Origin of the sequence: Brevibacillus invocatus (assembly GCF_003710915.1) — a bacterium.
GTDB classification, from domain to species: domain Bacteria; phylum Bacillota; class Bacilli; order Brevibacillales; family Brevibacillaceae; genus Brevibacillus; species Brevibacillus invocatus.
Genome location: NZ_RHHR01000014.1, coordinates 45,879 through 66,827 on the forward strand (window position 1 = coordinate 45,879; position 20,949 = coordinate 66,827).

Sequence of the window (20,949 nt, forward strand, 5' to 3'; positions counted from 1 at the left end):
GGTATAAAAATGAGAGAAGCAGTGATTGTCGCAGGTGCCCGTACTGCTATCGGCAGAGCGAAAAAAGGGAGCTTGAAGGAAGTTCATCCAGTCGATATGGGAGCTGAGGTCATCCGTGAGCTGTTGCGTAGGGTTCCACAATTGGATCCAGCCGATATCGAGGACGTCATTATCGGGAATGCCGTACCGGAAGCCGAACAGGGGATGAATTTTGCCCGGCTGATCGGTTTGCGGGCTGGATTGCCAACGAATGTTTCAGGAATCACGATCAATCGTTTTTGCTCTTCGGGGTTGCAAACAATCGCTTACGGAGCTCAACAAATCATGGTGGGCGGCGCTGATGTCATTATCGCTGGTGGAGTCGAGAGCATGAGCCTGCTGCCGATGACCGGTCATAAGGTCGCGCTCAACCCGACACTGGTGGAGACCTTGCCCGAAGCCTATATGGGGATGGGCCATACGGCAGAGGAAGTGGCGAATCGTTACAATGTCACTCGCGAAGACCAGGACGCATTTGCCCTGATCAGCCACCAGCGTGCAGCTGCAGCGATTGCAGGCGGCAAGTTCCAGGATGAGATCGTGCCGATCACTGTGAAGCAGCACTCCTTTGATCAAAATGGCAAGCTGGTCGTCAAAGAGCGAGTGTTCAACACGGATGAAGGACCTCGTCCAGACAGTACGCCAGAAGGCCTTGCCAAGCTAAAGCCGGTCTTCAACGTCAAAGGCAGCGTCACGGCAGGAAACTCCTCGCAAACGAGTGACGGCGCGGCTGCCGTGCTGATCATGTCAGCGGATAAAGCGGCAGAGCTCGGTGTCGAGCCGATTGCGAAGTTCCGCTCCTTCACTGTCGGCGGGGTAGACCCGGATGTCATGGGGATCGGTCCGGTAGTGGCGATCCCGAAGGCCCTCAAAATGGCCGGCTTGACCATTGACGATGTCGATCTGTTCGAGCTGAATGAAGCGTTCGCTTCCCAGGCAGTGGCGGTTATTCGCGAGCTGGGTCTCGATCAGGAAAAGGTCAACGTCAACGGCGGAGCCATTGCGTTGGGGCATCCGCTGGGCTGCACGGGTGCCCGTCTGACCGTTTCGCTTTTGAATGAGATGAAGCGTCGCGGCAGCAAAATCGGTGTCGTCACGATGTGTATCGGCGGCGGCATGGGAGCAGCAGGCGTGTTTGAGATGATCTAAAACAATCCAATTGCAAGGAGAGGGATAGATATGGGAGATACAAAAGAATTGATCCGCGGTGGTAGCTTTTTGATTGATGCAGGCTCAGCTGAAGATGTGTTTGTGCCGGAGGATTATACCGATGAGCAAAAGATGATTGCGAAAACAACGGAAGAGTTCGTGGTCAACGAAGTATGTCCGCACCTGGAAGAAATCGAAAATCACCAGTTCGATATCTCCGTTCGCCTGTTGAAGGAAGCGGGAGAGCTGGGATTGTTGGCTGGAGACGTTCCAGAGAAGTACGACGGTTTGGGACTGGATAAGGTAAGCACCGCACTCGTCACGGAGAAATTCGCTCTGTCGCGCGGCTTCGCGCTCAGCTTTGGCGCCCACGTCGGGATCGGTTCTTTGCCCATTGTCTATTTCGGAAATGACGAGCAGAAACGCCGTTACCTGCCTGATCTGGCGTCCGGCAAACGACTGGCTGCATACTGCCTGACTGAGCCTGGCTCCGGCTCTGACGCGCTGGGCGCGAAGACGACAGCGGTACTGTCCGAGGATGGGAAGCACTACATCCTCAATGGGGAGAAGCAATGGATTACCAATGCAGGCTTCGCAGATGTGTTCGTCGTCTACGCGAAGATTGATGGCGAGAAATTTACCGCGTTTATCGTCGAGCGCACCTTCCCGGGTGTATCGTTCGGACCGGAAGAGAAGAAAATGGGGATCAAGGGCTCCTCGACTCGCACCGTGATTTTGCAGGATGTACCAGTACCGGTAGAAAACCTGCTTGGTGAGCCGGGCAGAGGCCATGTGATTGCCTTCAACATCCTCAATGTAGGTCGTTACAAGCTGGCAGTAGGAGCAGTTGGGTCCGCTAAGCGCGCCTTGGAGATTGCCACTACGTACGCAAAAGAGCGCAAGCAATTCAAGACGCCGATCGCAAACTTTACCTTGATCAAAAACAAGCTGGCAAACATGGCAATCAAGACTTATGCTGCCGAAAGCTCGGTATACCGCACAGTCGGCCTGTTCGATGTCGCCCTCAACAGCTTGGGTGACAAGGCAGATGAAGGTCCAGAGATCGCCAAGGCCATTGCGGACTACGCGATTGAATGCTCGATTAACAAGGTGTTCGCAACGGAAGTGCTCGACTATTGTGTAGACGAAGGTGTGCAAATCCATGGAGGATACGGATTCATGTCCGAGTACGAGATCGAAAATATGTACCGCGACTCCCGGATCAACCGCATTTTTGAAGGAACCAATGAAATCAACCGCTTGCTGATTCCAGACACACTGGTGAAGAAAGCGATGAAAGGCGAGCTGCCATTGCTGCAAGCAGCAGCCAGTCTCCAGGAAGAGCTGATGAGCTACTATCCGGAAGAGATCGAAGACGCGCCATTGGCAGCAGAGAAGCACCTGATCGACATGACTCGCAAGATCATTCTGATGGTGGCAGGATCCGCACTGATGAAGTATCAGCAAGCGATTTCCAAAGAGCAGGAGCTGCTGGCGTTCGCAGCGGATATGCTGATCGAGCTGTACGCAATGGACAGCATCGTGAAACGGACGGAAAAAGCAATAGCTGCCAACGGTTTGGAGAACGAGCAGCAAAAGCTGGATCTGACTACCGTATATGTACAGGAAGCATTCGACCGCGTGGAAGGGTGGGCGAAGGAAGCACTGGCAGCGATGGAGGAAGGGGACGATTTGCGCTTGCGCCTGTCGATCCTGAAAAAGCTGACGCGCCGTACACCGGTCAACACCGTTCATCTGAAGCGTACCATTGCAGATCGCGTCATCGAGGCAGACGGATACGTACTGTAAAAACAACAGGATAAGAGTCATCAAGGAGCTGGGGAAAGGATCTCAGTTCCTTTTTTCCGAGTCTTGAAAGCGTTCAATTCCTTATATAGAGGAGAGGTTAGTGTGCTTGACTCGACGGTGATGCTGGAAAACAGAAGAAATGTAAGTCGGCAGTTAATGACGATCAGTGGTGCTGGAATCACGCTGCTCTACGGATTGAGCTTTGTTCTGTGGTGGCAAGGTTATTTGTCTATCTCTGTATCGAATCTCATACTTGCTACGCTCTTATCCTATGTTTTGTACGGATTAAGCTGCGCCCTGTACCTGGTTCCCGGGCTGCGGGCATGGTTTCACTATGTATTTCCGTTGGAGATGTACTTGACTGTAGCGATTGGCATAACAGCCTACGGAGCACCGATTGCCGCTTTTGCAGCATGGTTGTTTCCTGTCATCTATGCGGGCATGTACGCAAAGCGCGGGTCCATGCTGCTTACCTCGATTCTGGTGCTGATCACAGCCCCTGTCGTTTCCTATTGGGTTCACCAGGAACAGTGGAGTACCGTCCTGCAGGATGTCTTGATCGCACTATTGGTCTTGTTGGTGGTGATCCTGCGAATGCTCTCCATGGTCAATCGATCGAGGGCCGTTTTGATGCAAACCGTGGATGAAGTGAAGAAAAATCAGGAACTGGAGAAAGACAATCAGCTGTTGATTCAGGAGGTGGCTGTGACTGCGCAGGAGATCAGTCGTGTCGTGGATACACTGGTCGAGGCAACGGCACACATCCGGGAAGCCATGACCCAAATCACCAGAGGCGCCGACGAAATGACAGCTGCCAGCCAGGAATCGCTGCATTTGCTCATCAACAACCAACACGGGGTAGAGCAGCAGGCAAACCGTTCTGTTCAGATCGGTCAGGCGATCATACGAGCAGTCGGACTCGGAGAAGAAACGCGTGGACAAGCCATGTCCGGGGAGCAGATCGTTCTTCACATGGGGGAGGTCATGCAGACGATCGAAAGAAAGTCGAACGATTCGACCCAGTTGGTCGGCAACCTCTCGAAACGTACGAACGAGATCGAGGAGATGAACAATACGATTGCAGGCATCGCCAAGCATATTACGGTGGTTGCGATCAACGCATCGATTGAGGCAGCGAGGGCAGGAACGGCTGGAAGAACGTTCACGATTGTGGCGAATCAGGTACAAGAGCTGGCAAGTCAAACTTCAGAAGCGGTGAAGGCGATAGGTGATCTTGCCCATAATATTCGTTGCGACCTCGAGATGGTGACATCAAACATGGGGGAGAGCGCCCAGGTTGTCGATACTGGCGTCCGGGTAGCAGACGAGGCGAGAGGAAAGCTGCTGGGGATCAGCCAGGCTTCCTTGCAGATTCACACGCTTCTGGAGCAAATCATGGGACACACGCAAAAGCAACAGCAGGAAGCTGACGAAGTCGTGCGGGGAATTACTCGCTTGCGCCAAAAAACCGACGACGACGTGGCGCACATCGAAGAAACTGCCGCATCGACGGAAGAAACGACCGCTGTGATGGAGGAATTTACCCAGCACGTAGACAAGCTGAGAGAACGGTCTCATGTGTTGCAGCAGATGCTTCAGAGGTTGCAGCAGAGAGAATAAGTCAAATCACTCTCCGATTTTTCAGTGTGTGGGGAAAGCAAGGTATCAGGCGAAAAAGAGCAGGGGAATCTCCTCTGCTCTTTTTCGCTTGCTATTTCATGAATAGATTTCAAAGTTGTCACCAACGCTTACAAAACAAAATACATAAAGAGGGCAGGAGCTCCAAGAGATGAAAATAAGAGGATGGATGAGAAGGAAGAAGGCATCTGTCTCTGATTTTCACACTGTAAATGAAAAAATACTCCTAGGAAGCAGCGTGATCTTTGTAGAGGGGCGTCATGAGGCTTATGTCCTAGATACGAATGGGTGGCCTCAGCGTGCAATAGAGGATCCGAAGCTGGAGGCATCGTTAAAGGGTGGACGTCAAGCATTTATTGAAACGGGCATACAGAACATTGCCCTGATTCGACTGCCTCTCATTTGTTGCAAGGCAGGTTCGTCATTATTTTAGATCGATCACCAAACGTATTGATAGGACCCATCACCTTTATTTCTTTTTTTCATTCCGTGGACGATTACAGTACACGATGGCTGGTAGCTTCTTTTATCCGGCTGCTGCGCTGTTTGGCTTTGCTGGTCGCGACCTTTCTCCCAGCTCTCTATATTGCCTTGATTTCCTACAACGATGAACTGATTCCGCTCGATTTGATTTTAACGGTGGGGGAATCGCGAGAAAGGGTACCTTTTCCTCCTTTGATCGAAGCGATGATCATGGAATTGACTTTGGAAATGCTCAGAGAAGCGGGGATTCGCCTGCCGTCGCCTATTGGTCAAACGGTTGGCATTGTAGGCGGTATTGTGATTGGACAGGCTGTCGTGCAAGCAGGGATTGTCAGCAACGTTATGGTGATCGTGGTGGCATTCACAGCGATTTCGTCGTTCATTTTTCCCAACTATGACATGTCGGCAGAATATTACTGCTACTGCTTGTAGCGGCATCCTGGCTGTATACGCCATCCTTTCTTGAGGCCGGACTGATCTTTGGATATGTGCTTCCTCTTGTAATTGCTGGGCCGATTTGGTTATGGCATAAATCAGCCAGGGGGCGAAGGGCATGAAGGCATGTGTGAGAATTCTGCTAGTGGCGATTTTGGCCACTACGTGCTTGTCGGGCTGCATGGATCGAATCGATTTGGAGGATGCCACCATTACGCTTATGGCTGGTTTGGACCTGAATGAAAAAAACGAACTGTTGTTTTATCTATCTAGTCCCGTGTTCAGCAAAGAGGCAAAGGATAAGTCAGAGGAATTCGGCGTCAAAGCAGATTCCTTTCGGCAAGCTCGTATGGATTTGGACGAGATGGTAACAGGTGTCACGCTATCAGGAAAATTCAGGTATTTGTTCTTGGAAAACGCTTATTGCAGCATCCAGAGTGGTTCCAATTACTGGATGTAATGTTTCGTGATGCACGTTTCACGGTCAATGCAAGGATCGTCGTATTCGATGGGCCAGATGAAGAAAAAGGGTAATGTTGTAAAAGTAATGGGAACCGCCCTCATTAACGGAAAAGAGACTTACGCAATACTTGTCGAACCTCAAGATACGATTCTTTTGCAAATGCTGCTTCACGGAAAACAAGGAGAAATTTCGCTCAGTATCCCGGTTCAAGATCATCAAGAAAAAGGGAGCATCGTAAAAAGTCGGATCAGTTTTTACGTGAAAGATGTATCGAATAAAGTAGAGACCTCGTATGAGAAAGGGCGCTTTCGTTTTGGCGTACGCCAGAAGCTGAAAATATCGATATCGGAGCGGATGTTTCCCTATAATGTGGAAAAGGATTACAAGAAGCTGGAGAAGGCGATCGAGGAAGAATTGCATAAATATTACACGCAGCTGATCAAGAAATGCCAGAAAGCGAATGCAGATGCCTCCGTGCATGTGATTCCAGAGGTGTCGATCAAGGGCAATGGTGTGATCAAATAAGGATAGAAAAGACGCCCTGGCAAGCAAATAGAACCAGGGCGCCTTTGTTATTAATAGATTGCTTCCCAGCCAGCAGGAGTGACGAAGAGGCGGATCGCTTTGATTTTGCGGTCAGACATCAACGTGAAATAGTGACGGAAGTTGGGCGGTACGGAGATCAGATCGCCCGGCTCCAATTCTACGTCGAAGTAGCGCCCGTCATCGCCTTTGATCGCGAAAATACCGTGACCATCGACGCAAAAACGGCATTCGTCGTCCGTATGATGATGCTCGGCTTTGAATTTGACCAGCAGCTCATCCAGGTTGGGATTGCTGTCAGAGAGGACGATGATGTCTGCAGTCAGGTAACCGCGGCGCTTGCTGATGTCATCGATCTCCGGTTTGAAGGCATCCAGGATTTGCTGTTTTTCTTCATCAGTCGGGCTGTAATTGTCGCGCAGGTTCGGAGCAAGACGATCTACACCCCAGTGCTCGTAAATAATGCCTTGCGTGCTGAGGAACTCATTGACTGCATCAGCGCTGCTGATGTACTCGTTGTTGTCATGAAAACGAACTTGTGCCATGCTTGAAAACCTCCTTGGTTAGTTGGGTGTAGTGGACACGGCCGCTTGGCGCAACTGGAGCCAGCGAGCGTGGTACTCAAACAGGAATTCAAAAGCCTCGAGGTGACGCTTCGCTTCGAAATCGTTGCCGCCCCACGCGTAAATCCCGTGATTGCGGATCAAGACTCCCGGAACTTCTGGAGTGATCACTTTTTCGATTGCAATAGCCAAGGTTGGAATATCCGCATAGTTCTCGACGATCGGAATGGTGATCCGTGCATTCTCTTCCCAGATCCCCAGGCCCTTGATCAGTTCTTGACCCTGGATGGAAAAGGCGCGATGTCCAAAATACAGCTCGGAGATCAGGTTGTTCCATACGGTATGAACGTGGAAGCAAGCGCCAGCCTGAGCGAATTTTTTATAGACAACAGCATGGATCAAGGTTTCTGCGGATGGTTTCAACGCTGTAGCATCGACAGGTCGGGAATCTTGATCCACGATGAGATAATCTTCTGGTGAAAGCTTGGTTTTGTCCTTGCCGCTCGCTGTCACAGCGAATTGCAGCGGTGTATCGGCGATCTTGATGGAAAGATTGCCGCTGGTGCCTGGGAACCAGTCACGGCGGGCAAACGTCATTTTGACATCGTCCAAGCGGCGAAAGGCGTCCAAACGCTGCTCCAAAGTTGCTGTCATGGCTTACCTGACCTCCTGTTGGTGTTTCAAATCCTTTAGTATGTCAACCACGTCGTGGAAGGTGGAGAATGTGCGATGCGGCAATTGCAGCTCCTCTGATTTTTGCGCCAACAGAGAGCGAGCGATGACAAAGTCAGCAATTTTTGCGCCAGCCAAATCCGTTATGGAATCCCCAATGACAACACGGAAGTAGTCCGTTGAGTCATAGCGGCGAATGATAGTGGTCTTGCACATGCCGCAGCCGCCGTTGCTGCAGTGTTCATCACAATGATGCGGCCAGGTGATCGTAATACGTTCGTCTGAAAAATCGCTACCATTGCAATAGAGCGGTACTTCAGACAGATCAAATGGTGCCAGAATCGGCTCAACGAAAAAGTCGATGCCGCCACTGGTGATCAGCCATTCTACGCCTTCTTCCCGGCAGTAGCGGACAAAATCTGCAAAGCCAGGACGGATAGAAGCCTCAGCGAGAATAAAATCGATGATCTCCTGACGCTTGGAGGAGGGGATGAGTTGAAAGAGCTGACCCACTCCGGATTGAATCGAGATTTTCTGGGTAAGAATTTGTTCGATCAGCCCTTCGCACTCTGGTGGCGCAAATTTGCGCACGATGGATACGATATTGTCCTTTTCCGTGATGGTGCCGTCGAAGTCGCAGAACAAAACGAGTTTTTTACTCATCGACCGCCACCCCACTTTTCAAGTGCAATGGCCAGTTCGGAAGACTGTGCGGCTGCTTCATCCAACGTACGGCCTGCTGTCACGGCTTCGATCGCGGCGACGAAGGCTTTTGCGCCAGCGGTTGCTCCGCCCGGGTGGCCGTGAATGCCGCCGCCCGCGTTGACGATCTGATCCAGACCAAAGTCAGCGAACAGCTGCGGCACGAGTCCGGGGTGAATTCCTGCCGATGGCACCGGGAAGGAACGGCGTACCCCTTCGAGTGGATCAGTCAGATGCTGGGCAAGCTGCAGAGCTTCTTTCTTGTCCAGAGCCACATTTCCGTATGGAGAAGGGAACAGGACCAGATCTGCACCGGCGATGCGCATCAGGGTTCCCAGCAACAGCGGTGTTGCAATTCCGTAATCAGGAGATGGATAGTACGCGCCAGCCAATGCAGGGTGAGCCATGATCGGGACCTGGACATCCGGATCTGCTGCCAGTCGATGCAAAGCATCAAAGCCAAATGCGAGAACGTTGAAGAGCAGGCAATCCGCACCAGCTTCCACAGCTTGTTTGGCCTTTTCGTTCAGCTCATGTACGGGTCCGGTCAGGTTGGCAGCGTAGAGGACTGGTTTGCCCGTCTCAGCTTCTGTCTCGATCGCGATTTGCTTGAACGCCTTGATCCGGTCCAGGAAAGGAGCACGATCATCAGCAAAAAAGATCTCATCGTCTTTGACCAGATCGACGCCACCCAGCGCTTGCGCCCGGAACTGTGTCTTCAAATCGTCAAAGGGCAATCCCAGACAAGATTTGAAAATGCTCATGAGCAGAGGGCGGTTTTGAGCATCTAGCCGACCGCGGAGACCGTCGATGCCAAACTTGGGGCCGGGAAAAGCGCCAAGCATGGAGTCCGGCAGGCTAATATTCATTAATTTGATTTTTCCGTCCATCGACAGCTTGCCAAAAATGCCAGTCAGCAAAGAAGGAATGTCTGGTGTAAAGTTGCGAATGGGGTAGCTGACGGTAATCAAGCCACGCTGATCTCCGTTTTCGAGAGTCTCCAATACCTCAGCACCGACTGCTTCGCCCAGATAAGGCTTCAATGCTTCTTTTTTTGCTGCAGGCAAATCAGTCCAGGAACCGACCGTCATGCCGACAGCGATGGCTTCTGCTTTTTTATTTAGATTCTGGGCTTGGGTCAAATACGTAACAAGGATGCGCTGCTCACTCATAGCCAGGAATAAGCCTCCTTTTTTTATCGTGTTTGATTCAGATACACATGCATGCGTGAACGAAAAAACCTCCCCTATGAGTGGGGAGGCGGTTGTCGTCTTTATGAACGCTTTGTCGTCGCCTCTCATCTCTCGGGTCAGCAGTCACGACAGCGTGCAAATCCAACTGTCCTGACTCTTATCCGTTGGAATTAGCACCGTTTCGCTCTCTATTGCATGATAGAAGAGCGCCGGTTGCCGGGCATCATAGGGCCAGTCCCTCAGCCAGCTCGCGATAAGAGTGTATGTTGTTCATACGCCACAAGCGTATGCGATACCCCCATAATATGACGATCTCCTACGGGAGTCAATCTTTGTTTTTGCTCCAATATGCACTTTGGGCAAGGAAATGAAAAGCGAGTGAAACCTTTTTTGCCTCTCTTGCGTGGTAATGGATGAAAGGGTGTGAAGACGTTGGGAAAGTAGGCTTGGAAGACGTGTACCGGATGCACGTAAATGATATCTACCGCTATCTTTTCCGACTCACACGGGATGCGCGGCAGGCAGAGGATCTGACGCAGGAAACGTTTTTTCGCGCTTTTCTATCGCTGGACGACTACCACGGGGAAAAGGTGCGGCCCTGGCTGTTCAAGGTGGCATACCACGCGTTCGTGGACTGGCATCGCAAGCAGTCCAGCCGCCCTTTGCAATACATGGAGCAGCTGCCGGAAAGAGAGGATCAGTTGGCTACAGACCCGGCACAAGCCCTCGTCTCGCAGGAAATGTGGGCGAGTGCCCAGATTCATCTGGAGCTGCTTCCCGAACGGCAAAGACAAGTGATCCTGTTGTTTGCCATGCAATTTAGCTACGCGGAAATCGCCGAGGTGCTGGGGATTAGCCTGGCAGATGTGAAACGTTCACTGTTTAGGGGAAGACAAAAGATGCGCAAGTTGTGGAGGGAAAAGGCGGATGACGAACAAGGAGTTTGACAAAAGGGACGCTCGGCTGCTTGCCTATTTGCGCGGTGAGCTGACGGACGAGGATAAGGAGAGGCTGCAAGAAGAATTGGCAGAGGACGAGGCGTTCGCTGCGAAGCTGGAACACCTGCTGCTCGGGGAGGAAAAGGAGCCGGAGCAGCCGGCGCAAATTAGTCTTCCTGAGGAAAAGCAGAGCAGGATTCTACGCCGGGGAAAATGGAGAATGCGCTTGGGAAATTCAGCATTCACGCTGGGAATCGCGTTTCTGGCAGGCGTCCTGCTATTTACGGTCAATACCTGGATCGGCACGAGCATGTACGATGAGCTGTACCGGGTGACGAGAAGCATGGTCAACTTTACGCAGCCGGGTATTACTGCGGGGAGCAGCGGTTCGCAGATCGGCCTGTTGTACGGCAATATCGAGATGGAGCTGCGTGAACAGGTGGGGGCGGATCAGAAAAATGCAGGGAAGATCGAGAGCACCAACCTCCTGTGGCTTGTCAGCGCTCAGCCAAAATGGCCGAATGGCGTCAGAGATGTCAAGTTGTTTTTCCGTTTTCCATCTGAGGCCATGACGCCGGAAGAGACCGAATACCTGCGGACTCCAGCGTGGAAGGCGATGGAAAAACTGCCGGAGGGTACAGTCTCCCAGCTGGCCATTTCCTTTGATCGTTTGCTTACGTACGAGGAGTATTACAGCCTGATCTCTCGCCATGTGCCAGACGATGAGCAGGAAACGGTATGGTTAGCTGTGGATACAGGAGAAGAGCTGAAACAGGCAGACCGAGATGAGGGCAATGTGATTCTCTCGGCAGGAGAAATCTGGGGATTCTCTGAGCGGAGTTTGGACTACGGAAATGCTCCTATACAAGTAAATGCTGAGGGTAATCGAAGGACAGCGGCGTACGTGGCGGAGATGAAGTATTTGGCGGAGCAGGAGCGTCTGAGCCGTGCTGTCGGCAGAGGACTAATGTGGGGTCAGCCAAATATCCAAGAGCGCTATCAGTACCTGCAGGAGCATGGGGTCGGCATCTACGGCGCGGTGATAACAGGACCGACTAAGGAACTGCTCAAGCTGAAGGAGGAAACTTCTATCACGGCTGCTTTTCTGGGTCAAGTAGACTGGTGGAACTGGGAGCGTCCCGCTGCTTCTGGCACACAGAATAGTTGGTAGAGCATAGGCGCACATTCGAGCTAAAAAGGTGTTGACATAGTCAGTAGCGTGGTTGTATGATTCAAACTAATCAAAATTGCATACGTTGGATACCTTATCCAGAGAAGGTGGAGGGACTGGCCCGATGATACCCGGCAACCGACATGACGCGTGATTTGGTCGTTACTGCGACTGAAGAAAATGCGACGTGCACGGTGCTAATTCCTGCAGAAACAAAAGTGGTCTGGAAGATAAGGGGGAGACGGGCACGTTTTCATCTACGTGTACGATTACGACCTCTTTTCTTCGAGAAAAGAGGTTTTTTTGCATGGGCTATTCCGTTTGATCGCAAGACTGGGCAATAGACCAGTCGGCTTATGATATACGATAAATTGCTTAGAGGGGAGAAATAAAATCATGGCATATCGCGCGCTGACAGAACAAGAGGCGGTACAGTATGTGAAGGAAATACCTGGTCTATTTTCGAAGGGAGCAGAGTTGTCCAGTCGAGAGATCGGCGATGGAAACCTGAATCTGGTGTTCGATATTCGCGAGGATGCGACGGGCAAAAGTGTCATTGTGAAGCAGGCATTGCCGTACGCACGGGTGGTTGGAGAGTCATGGCCGCTGACCTTGGACCGCGCGCGGATTGAGAGTGAAGCGCTGCAAATCCAGTACAAACTGGTTCCCGAGCTGGTGCCGCAGGTCTATCACTTTGATTCCGAGCTGGCTTTGACGGTCATGGAGAACGTCGGAGACCATGTCATCATGCGAAAAGGCTTGATTGAAGGCAATCGCTATCCTCTCTTTGCAAAGCAGATCGGCAAATTTTTAGCGCACACCCTGTTCTACACCTCGGACCTGGGGGCGCATCCATATGAGAAAAAGGCTCTTGTCGGAAGATTCATCAATCCAGAATTGTGCAAAATTACGGAAGATCTTGTCTTTACAGACCCGTACGAAAATGCTCCAACCAACAACTTTAACCCGCTGATTCGCCGTGAAGTGGAAGCGATCTGGCACAACAAGCCGCTCAAGCTGGAGATCGCCAAGCTGAAATATGATTTCCTGACACGTGCAGAGGCGCTGCTGCATGGCGATCTGCATACAGGCAGCATTTTTATTACAAAAACCAGTCTGAAAGCGATTGATCCGGAATTCGCCTACTATGGTCCACTCGGCTTTGATATCGGAGCGGTGATTGCCAATCTTCTGCTCAACTACGCAGGTCAGCACGGCTTGCAGAAAGATCAAGGAGAAAGGGAGTCGTACCGCGAATATCTACTGGAAACGGTAGAAGATGTCTGGAACGAATTCGTTTCGCAGTTCGTTCAGCTGTGGCACAAGCATGCAAAAGAGCGCAGCGCCCATGTGGAAGGTCTGTGGGAGAGCTACGTCAAGCGCTTGATCCAGGATGCAGCTGGCTATGCGGGCTGCAAGGTGCTGCGACGCGTGATCGGACTTGCCGGCGTGGCAGACCTGAATGAAATTGCGGATGAGAAGGTGCGAGCAGAAGCGGAACGCCTGGCACTCGCCATCGGAGAGGCACTGATTCTGGAGCGCGGCAACGTCGGCGAATCGACCGATATCACGGACATTGTCCGTACCGTGTCAGCAAGATTTTATCAGGAGGCAGCGACAGTATGACAACGAGTACACAACTAACGCCAGTCAAGTGGGAAGGCGATGCGCTCATTCTGCTGGACCAGACGAAATTGCCCGTAGAAACAATCTACCTGGAATTGACCACTTCTGAAGAGGTGTGGGCATCGATCCGCCACCTACAGGTAAGAGGAGCACCGGCGATCGGCATGGCTGCAGCTTATGGACTGTATCTGGGAATCCGCAACAGCGAGGCTACCACGTTTGAGGCTTTCTGGTCTGATGTTAGCAAACAGGCGGAATATCTGGGCAGCTCCCGTCCTACGGCAGTGAACCTTTTCTGGGCGATTGACCGCATCAAGGCGCGCGTCCAGCAGGATGCCGACAAGTCTGTCGCGGAACTGAAAGCAGCCGTCCTGGACGAAGCGTTGGCGATTCAAAAAGAAGACGCAGAGGTCTGCCGGACTATTGGTGAGCATTTGCTTACTTTATTGGAAGACGGGATGGGTATTCTCACACACTGTAATCCCGGGGCATTGGCGACTGCGGCCTATGGTACAGCGACTGCGCCCCTCTATTTGGCAAAGGAGCGAGGCTGGGATTTGAAGGTATACGCGGACGAAACTCGTCCTGTTTTGCAGGGTGCTCGTCTGACCGCTTTTGAATTGCAGCAAGCTGGCATCGATGTAACCCTGATCTGTGACAACATGGCGGCCATGGTGATGTCCCAAGGCAAGGTGCAAGCTGTGATCGTCGGTACGGATCGCGTGGCAGCCAATGGCGACGTAGCCAACAAGATCGGTACCTACGGCGTAGCGGTACTGGCGAAGGCGCACGGCATTCCCTTTTACGTTGCAGCCCCGCTTTCTTCCATCGACATGGAGACCCCTACCGGAGCAGATATTCCGATCGAGGAACGTCCGGGAGAGGAGATCACGCACGGTTTGGGCAAACAGGTGGCACCGGACGATATCAAGGTCTACAACCCTGCGTTCGATGTGACACCAGCACCGTACATTACCGCGATCGTGACCGAGACAGGAATCTACAAACCGGAAGAAATCGGAAAAAGCAAATCCTAACTGACAGCCAGCGTCCACCAGCCATAGAGGTGGGCGCTTTTTCATATAGGGCAATATGGAAAGGAAAAGGGGTGCAGATGCAATGACAGCAGAGAAAAAACGTATGAGTGTAAAGGCGGAATGGTTGGGAAAGCGGAAATTCCAAGCGAAGGGACCGAGTGGCTATCCCGTTCTGATGGATGCAGGTCCAGCGTATGGTGGTGAGAGTGGAGGAAACAGTCCACTTGAGCTGGTGCTTGTCGGTCTGACAGGCTGTATCGGCATAGGTGTGACGCAGCTGCTGGAAAAGATGCGTCAGCCTTTGGAATCCCTCGAAATCGTGGCGGATGGCATTCGTGAAGTGGAGGTGCCCCATGCGATTACAGAAGTCGATCTTATCTTTCATGTAAAGGGAGAGCTCTCACCGTCTCGCATCTGGCAGGCAGTAAAGCTGGAAACAGAGCGGTATTGTCCGGTGGCGGCTTCCCTCACAGCTGTCATTACCCCTCATGTCATTCTAAACGGTATCGAGACTCCCATTCCCGAGGAGGAATAGAGACAAATTCACTCTCAGAGGAAAAAGTGTGCTTGAAAGAATGTACATAGAAATAGGGAGGGATTTGGATGAGAGTAATACCGATGTCAGAAGAATCGTATCTCAAACAGCTGGAGCCTTCCGATGCACAGGAAATGTTCTGGTTGACCGATACCAACCGCCAGTATTTGCGCGAATGGCTGCCCTGGTTGGACTACACGAGAACAGTGGAGGATACGGCCGGCTTTATCCAGATGACAATCAACCAGCACAACAATAATCAGGGTACGCATTACGGGATCTGGTATAAAGGAAGACTCGCTGGAACGCTGGGCGTGCACAACCTGGACTGGATAAACAGAAAAACATCGCTGGGCTACTGGCTCGGAGCCCAATATCAAGGGCATGGTTTGATGACCCAGGCGGTGGTTTCGTATATGGATCAGTTGGTTTTTGGTTCCTGGGGAATGGAAAAGCTGACGATTCAAGCGGCAACCGAAAATGGTAAAAGCAGGGCGATTCCGGAGCGTCTGGGCTTTCAGCTGGAAGGAGTTCTGCGCAGAAACGAATTCCTCTACGACCATTTCGTCGACCACGCCGTGTACAGTATGCTGCGCTCGGAGTGGGAAGAATTCCGCTCAAGTAAAATGGATTGACAAGGAAAATTCAGTAAATTACGATGAGGAAAGCGGTAAAAGGGGTTGCGATTACGCATCCCCTTTTTCGATGTCACTCTTCCCTGATGGTGCCTCGACAGAGGATTATTTCCATCTCTGGGGGGATAGGCAGGTATATTTGGCTTGTAAAGAGGTGATTAGCATGCAGATACTGCGGGACTTATCCTGTTTTTTTCGAGCACATTGGAAACGGTACACAGTGGGTATCGCATTCCTGTTTTTAATTGATGTTTTGATGCTGTGGCCGCCGCGTCTGGTCGGTGAGACGGTAGACTCGATTCGCAATGGCTCTCTGACGACGGCCCATTTGACCGAGTCGGTCGCGATCCTGCTCTCGCTGGGTATCGCTTTATACGTGATGCGATTTATATGGCGGTATCTGTTGAATGGCGGAGCACTCATTCTGGAGCGGACTTTGCGTGAGCGCCTTTTTTCCCATCTGACGCGCATGACACCTTCCTTTTATCAGCGCAGACGAAGCGGCGATCTGATGGCCATCGCGACCAACGATATACCGGCAGTCGAACAGACGGCAAGCATGGGTGTACTGACCTTGGTAGATTCCTTGTTTATGACTGTACTCACGCTTGGAGTCATGATGGTTACGATCGATTGGAAGCTGACATTGGCAGCACTGATCCCGATGCCGTTCTTGGCCTGGTCGACTGCTTATTACGGACGACTGCTGCACGAACGCTTTTACTTGGCGCAGGAAGCATTTGGCGAGATGAACGATCACGTTCAGCAATCCGTTTCGGGTGTTCGTGTGATGCGCGCTTTTGTGCAGGAAGACAAAGATGTAGATGCCTTTCGCCGTGTCAGCGAAAAAACGCTGGAACGAAACGTAAACGTGTCACGCATCGATGCGTTATTCGATCCGACGATCGCGATCATTATCGGGTTCAGTTTTTTAATCGGGCTTGGCTATGGGACGTATCTCGTCTTTACCAGCTCCATCTCACTTGGCGATCTGGTCGCCTTCAACCTGTATTTGGGCCTGTTGATCTGGCCGATGTTTGCCTTTGGCTGGCTGATCAATGTCGTACAGCGGGGAAGCGCGTCCCTCAAGCGTTTGTCCGAAATGCTGATCGAGGAGCCCGATGTGCATGAGGCGAATCAGCCTGTCACGGAAGCAAAAGGCAATTCGATTGAAGCCCGCCATTTTACATTTACGTATCCGGGTACGAGCAAGCCTGTCTTGCAGGATCTTTCATTTTCACTCGGTGAAGGAGAAACGCTCGGGATCGTGGGGCGCACAGGAAGCGGAAAATCGACGCTGTGCCGTTCTCTCTTGCATCAATACCGCATGCAGGATGATGCCCTCTTCATTGGCGGCGTAGCGATCGAGAGACTGTCCTTTGATGCGCTGCGTGCCAAAATCGGCTATGTGCCACAGGAGCATTTGCTGTTCTCCAGAACGATCGCGGAGAATGTGGCATTCGGAAAGCCTGAAGCGACTGAGCAGGAGGTGCTTCGTGCGCTGGAGCTGGCTGAAATGGGACGCGATCTCATGCAGTTCAGCGAGGGTCTTGAGACGATGGTAGGCGAGAAGGGAGTTACCCTGTCAGGCGGACAGAAGCAGCGTATTTCGATTGCACGAGCCTTGCTGATGGATGCAGATATTCTCATTCTCGATGACTCCCTTTCTGCTGTGGATGCGCGGACGGAAGAGAGGATCGTGCATCATCTGCGCCAGGAGCGCGCAGGAAAAACAACGATTATTACGGCCCACCGCTTGTCTGCTGTCCAGCATGCCCAATTGATCCTCGTGCTCGAGGAGGGCAGGATTGTGGAACGCGGTACGCATGACGAGCTGATGCTGCTGGGTGGCTGGTACGCTGAGCAGTATCGCCGCCAGCAGATGGAACAGGATGTAGTCGGCCAGGAATAGGAAGGAGAGCGTTTCATGAATGGGCATAGCGTGTGGAAACGGCTGGTCGATTTCGCCAGACCGTTTCAAAAACAGATAGCAGGAGCGCTTTTCTTGCTGTTGCTCGGTACGGGTGCAGAGCTGGCAGGTCCTTTTTTGGCCAAGGTCATGATCGACAATCACATCCTGTCGATCCAAAAGGCCTGGTATGAGTTTGCACAGGAACCAACGGCCGGTGCTGAAAAAGCCGTAGAAGTGGAAGGCAAGTACTATGTGCGGGAGGATCGGCTGCCCTCCATCGGAGAAACACCGGAGGGCGCCAAGGAGCATCAGACGACGGTGCTGGCGGAAGGAACCACGTATTATCTGGTCTTTGGACCTGTGGACCAGAACGGGGAAAAGAGCATTGTACCGACGACTGAGGAGAATGGCCGTCAGCACGTAGAAGTAACGGTCAACCAGTCGGAGCCCGTAGCAGGGATACGCTTGACCGCAGATGAGGTCAAAGCGATGTACGAAGGTGATATTCAGCCGATTATTTGGCTGTCTGTCGGGTATGGCGCACTCATCCTCTTGTCAGCGGGTTTTAATTACATTCAGATCTTATGGCTCCAAACCATCGCGCAGCGCATTATCCAGCAGATGCGGATGAAGCTGTTTATTCATTTGCAAAAGCTGCCGGTGTCTTTCTTTGACAAGACGCCAGTGGGTTCTCTCGTCTCCCGCGTCAGCAATGATACCGAGGCGATACGCGAGCTGTACGTCAGCGTGCTGGCTACCTTTGTGCAAAACGGATTGTATTTGATCGGCATCTTGATTGCCCTGTACATCCTGCAGCCAGAGCTCGCGCTGTTCTGCTTTTTGACAGTGCCGCTGCTTGTTTTGCTGGTCATTTTTTATCGCAAATACAGCTCCCGCTACTACACGATCATTCGTGCGAGGCTGGCTGACATGAATGCGATGATCAACGAAATGATTCAAAACATGACGATCGTGCAAGCCTTCCGTCGAGAGGAAGGTGTCCAGAAGGAATTCTCAAAGGTAAACGAGGAGTACTTCAAGGTCAAGCTGAAGGAAATCAACATCGAGTCGTTTCTCCTGCGCCCGGCTGTTGACCTGATCTGGAAAATCGCCTTGACGATCATTATCTGGTATTACGGCTCTGCTTCCTTCCACAGTGCCATCTCTTTCGGGGCACTCTTCGCTTTCGTGGATTACATGGGGCGCTTTTTTGAGCCAATCAACATGATCATGAACCGCCTGTCACAGCTGCAGCAGGCGAATATATCGGCCAAGCGCGTGTTTGAAATCATGGATACGCCTGCAGAGGTCGCTAGCGCGAGAGAACAGATCGCGCGACCGCGTGGAGAAGTGGTATTCGACAAGGTTTCCTTTGCTTATTCGGGTGAGGAGTACGTGTTGAAAGACGTTTCGTTCACCGCCAAGCCGGGAGAGACGATTGCGCTGGTTGGACACACGGGTTCTGGAAAAAGCTCCTTGATGAATCTGCTGCTGGGCTACTATCCGGTGACCCAAGGACGCATTTTGATTGATGATGCACCAATGAGCGAGATGGATATTCAGTCGCTTCGCCGTCATATCGGCCTCGTCCTGCAGGATCCGTTCCTGTTTACTGGAAGCGTCGGCTTCAATATTCGCATGTACAACGACGACATCACCAACGAACAAGTCAGAGAAGCAGCCAAGGCCGTCAGGGCAGATGCCTTTATTTCAAAACTGCCGGGTGGTTATGACGAACCGGTAGTAGAACGGGGGATGACGTTGTCCGCTGGCCAGCGACAGCTCATCTCTTTTGCCCGGGCACTTGTCTCTGATCCTGCGATCCTGATTCTGGATGAAGCGACAGCCAGTATTGACAGCGAGACCGAGTCTGCGATCCAGGAGGCTCTGCACGTATTGTCCCGCGGAAGGACGACCTTCATCATTGCACACCGGCTGTCTACGATTCAACATGCGGATCAGATTCTCGTGCTGTCTCGTGGTGAAGTCGTAGAGCGGGGCACGCATGAGGAATTGATGGGGCAGGATGGACTGTATCGAAAAATGTACCAGCTCCAGCAAGGCGGTCTGTCTGCTACAGTAAATGGATAATCCAAGTGGAGGTTCAACACCATGCAATCATCTCGCTACACCTTTTGGGTGTTGATCGTCGTCGTGGCGGTCGCAGGGGCCAATCAAGGACTGACGATTCCGCTGCTCGCTGTCATGCTGGAGCAGCAGGGCGTATCGACTGTCGTGAATGGGTTAAATGCGACTGCCCTCTATATCGGAGTTGTACTGGTTTCACCCTGGCTGGAGATCCCCTTGCGCCGCATCGGGTACCGCAATACGATTTTTTGGGGACTAGTGCTGTTGACCGTATCGACGCTTCTCGTCCCTATGTTTTCTTCGCTCACCGTCTGGTTTGTTCTGAGACTTCTGATGGGCGTAGGCGATTCCAGCTTGCATTACGCCAGCCAGATGTGGGTGACCAAGATCACCTCGGAGAAGAACCGCGGTCGGGATCTGTCCATTTACGGTCTGGCATTCGGATTTGGCTTTGCGATAGGACCTTTGGGTTTAAACCTGCTGACGTTCGGGGTATGGGTGCCATTTGGGGCGTTGATCGTGTTGTACGTCATCGCCTATGCGCTGTTGGCCCGAATCAAGAATGACTTCCCAGAGGAAATCAAACAGACGGAGAAAAAGCAGAACAAGTACGTGACAGTCCTCCGCATCGCTTGGCTGGCGCTGATTCCTCCTTTTCTTTACGGCTTCATGGAAACGTCGCTAAATGGCAGCTTTCCCATCTACGCCTTGCGCACAGGCTTGTCACTGGAGTGGACTTCCCTGATCCTGCCGTCCTTTATCGTAGGAAGCATCATTTTGCAAATGCCGCTTGGTATGTTGAGTGATCGCATTGGACGCAAGAAGGTCATGTTTGTCTGCGCTCTGGTCGGAGCTGTGGCTTTCTTTCTCTTCCCGGTTGCGGGTGAAAATGTCTGGTTCATGATGCTGATGCTGGCAATCGCCGGGGCGGCTGTGGGGTCCTTTTACTCGCTCGGATTGGCTTACGCGGCAGACATTTTGCCTGCTTCCATGATCCCTACGGTGGGAATCATAGCCGGTATCAATTTTGGGGTAGCGAGCATTCTGGCTCCGGGCTTGAATGGATTTTTAATGCAGGCGTGGGAGCCGTGGACGATGTTTTGGCTGATGGGAGCGCAGCTGCTGGCGTTTGCTATCGCGTGTCTGGTCCATCGCGAGACTTCAGCGGCACAAAAAGAGTTACCGATTTCATTGCAAAAGCATGGTTAATCGAAAGAGTAAAGGATGGGCAATGGCACTTTTCCTGTAAAAGACAGGGGAGGTGCCGTTTTTTTAGAGGTTTTGTCCGACAATTTGTTCATGGTGCCAAAAAGAAGCA

Annotated in this window: 18 protein-coding genes, 1 pseudogene and 2 riboswitches; of the genes and pseudogenes, 15 read left to right on the forward strand and 4 right to left on the reverse strand. The window is 51.9% G+C overall.

What is annotated here, in order from left to right; all coding sequences use genetic code 11:
- The first annotated feature begins 9 nt into the window (after nt 1-9).
- The 6 genes and pseudogenes from EDM52_RS09890 to EDM52_RS25155 all read left to right on the forward strand — a co-directional run bounded on the left by EDM52_RS09890 (nt 10) and on the right by EDM52_RS25155 (nt 6,541).
- The gene (locus EDM52_RS09890; protein ID WP_122908846.1) at nt 10-1,188 is read left to right on the forward strand and encodes an acetyl-CoA C-acetyltransferase; all 1,179 of its coding nucleotides are present in this window, start codon (nt 10-12) and stop codon (nt 1,186-1,188) included.
- A gap of 30 nt (nt 1,189-1,218) precedes the next feature.
- Entirely contained in the window at nt 1,219-2,997 is a 1,779-nt protein-coding gene (locus EDM52_RS09895) for an acyl-CoA dehydrogenase family protein (RefSeq protein WP_122908847.1), read from the forward strand.
- A 102-nt stretch (nt 2,998-3,099) separates the two neighbouring features.
- Nucleotides 3,100-4,617 (forward strand): methyl-accepting chemotaxis protein, encoded by a 1,518-nt coding sequence (locus tag EDM52_RS09900; RefSeq protein WP_122908848.1) that lies wholly within the window; start codon nt 3,100-3,102, stop codon nt 4,615-4,617.
- Between the two features lie 199 nt (nt 4,618-4,816).
- Nucleotides 4,817-5,526, forward strand: a pseudogene (locus EDM52_RS09905) (spore germination protein); the annotation flags it as partial.
- A gap of 145 nt (nt 5,527-5,671) precedes the next feature.
- Nucleotides 5,672-6,013: a Ger(x)C family spore germination protein gene (locus tag EDM52_RS25150; RefSeq protein WP_245996748.1), complete on the forward strand. Its 342-nt coding sequence runs from the start codon at nt 5,672-5,674 to the stop codon at nt 6,011-6,013.
- A 27-nt stretch (nt 6,014-6,040) separates the two neighbouring features.
- Entirely contained in the window at nt 6,041-6,541 is a 501-nt protein-coding gene (locus EDM52_RS25155) for a Ger(x)C family spore germination C-terminal domain-containing protein (RefSeq protein ID WP_245996750.1), read from the forward strand.
- Nucleotides 6,542-6,591: 50 nt separating this feature from the next.
- Here EDM52_RS25155 and EDM52_RS09915 read toward each other — a convergent pair whose 3' ends face one another.
- The 4 genes from EDM52_RS09915 to EDM52_RS09930 are packed head-to-tail and all read right to left on the reverse strand — an operon-like array spanning nt 6,592 to nt 9,668.
- The gene (locus EDM52_RS09915; protein ID WP_122908849.1) at nt 6,592-7,104 is read right to left on the reverse strand and encodes a 1,2-dihydroxy-3-keto-5-methylthiopentene dioxygenase; all 513 of its coding nucleotides are present in this window, start codon (nt 7,102-7,104) and stop codon (nt 6,592-6,594) included.
- Between the two features lie 18 nt (nt 7,105-7,122).
- A complete protein-coding gene (locus EDM52_RS09920) occupies nt 7,123-7,776 on the reverse strand; it encodes a methylthioribulose 1-phosphate dehydratase (RefSeq protein ID WP_122908850.1) in 654 nt (217 codons plus the stop codon).
- Nucleotides 7,777-7,779: 3 nt separating this feature from the next.
- Nucleotides 7,780-8,457, reverse strand: coding sequence for a 2-hydroxy-3-keto-5-methylthiopentenyl-1-phosphate phosphatase (locus EDM52_RS09925; RefSeq protein ID WP_122908851.1), 678 nt, complete (start codon nt 8,455-8,457; stop codon nt 7,780-7,782).
- Nucleotides 8,454-9,668, reverse strand: a complete 1,215-nt coding sequence (locus EDM52_RS09930; protein ID WP_122908852.1) for a 2,3-diketo-5-methylthiopentyl-1-phosphate enolase — start codon at nt 9,666-9,668, stop codon at nt 8,454-8,456. The genes EDM52_RS09925 and EDM52_RS09930 overlap by 4 nt, the downstream gene beginning before the upstream one ends.
- A gap of 122 nt (nt 9,669-9,790) precedes the next feature.
- A riboswitch (SAM riboswitch) is annotated at nt 9,791-9,949 on the reverse strand.
- A 153-nt stretch (nt 9,950-10,102) separates the two neighbouring features.
- Between EDM52_RS09930 and EDM52_RS09935 the strand changes: the two genes are divergently transcribed.
- The 9 genes from EDM52_RS09935 (at nt 10,103) to EDM52_RS09975 (ending at nt 20,840) form a co-directional block, all read left to right on the forward strand.
- On the forward strand, nt 10,103-10,636 hold the full coding sequence (locus EDM52_RS09935; RefSeq protein WP_245996753.1) for a sigma-70 family RNA polymerase sigma factor: 534 nt from the start codon (nt 10,103-10,105) through the stop codon (nt 10,634-10,636).
- On the forward strand, nt 10,617-11,798 hold the full coding sequence (locus tag EDM52_RS09940) for an anti-sigma factor (protein ID WP_122908853.1): 1,182 nt from the start codon (nt 10,617-10,619) through the stop codon (nt 11,796-11,798). Before EDM52_RS09935 ends, EDM52_RS09940 begins: the two co-directional genes overlap by 20 nt.
- 91 nt (nt 11,799-11,889) lie before the next feature.
- Nucleotides 11,890-12,035, forward strand: a riboswitch (SAM riboswitch).
- 159 nt (nt 12,036-12,194) lie between these two features.
- Nucleotides 12,195-13,424, forward strand: a complete 1,230-nt coding sequence (gene mtnK, locus EDM52_RS09945) for an S-methyl-5-thioribose kinase (protein WP_122908854.1) — start codon at nt 12,195-12,197, stop codon at nt 13,422-13,424.
- Entirely contained in the window at nt 13,421-14,461 is a 1,041-nt protein-coding gene (mtnA, locus tag EDM52_RS09950) for an S-methyl-5-thioribose-1-phosphate isomerase (protein ID WP_122908855.1), read from the forward strand. The genes mtnK and mtnA overlap by 4 nt, the downstream gene beginning before the upstream one ends.
- An 82-nt stretch (nt 14,462-14,543) precedes the next feature.
- Nucleotides 14,544-14,996: an OsmC family protein gene (locus tag EDM52_RS09955; RefSeq protein WP_245996754.1), complete on the forward strand. Its 453-nt coding sequence runs from the start codon at nt 14,544-14,546 to the stop codon at nt 14,994-14,996.
- Between the two features lie 68 nt (nt 14,997-15,064).
- Nucleotides 15,065-15,631, forward strand: coding sequence for a GNAT family N-acetyltransferase (locus tag EDM52_RS09960; protein WP_122908856.1), 567 nt, complete (start codon nt 15,065-15,067; stop codon nt 15,629-15,631).
- Nucleotides 15,632-15,794: 163 nt separating this feature from the next.
- The gene (locus EDM52_RS09965; RefSeq protein WP_122908857.1) at nt 15,795-17,543 is read left to right on the forward strand and encodes an ABC transporter ATP-binding protein; all 1,749 of its coding nucleotides are present in this window, start codon (nt 15,795-15,797) and stop codon (nt 17,541-17,543) included.
- 15 nt (nt 17,544-17,558) lie between these two features.
- A complete protein-coding gene (locus tag EDM52_RS09970; protein WP_122908858.1) occupies nt 17,559-19,634 on the forward strand; it encodes an ABC transporter ATP-binding protein in 2,076 nt (691 codons plus the stop codon).
- 21 nt (nt 19,635-19,655) lie between these two features.
- A complete protein-coding gene (locus EDM52_RS09975; protein WP_122908859.1) occupies nt 19,656-20,840 on the forward strand; it encodes an MFS transporter in 1,185 nt (394 codons plus the stop codon).
- Nucleotides 20,841-20,949 lie beyond the last annotated feature (109 nt).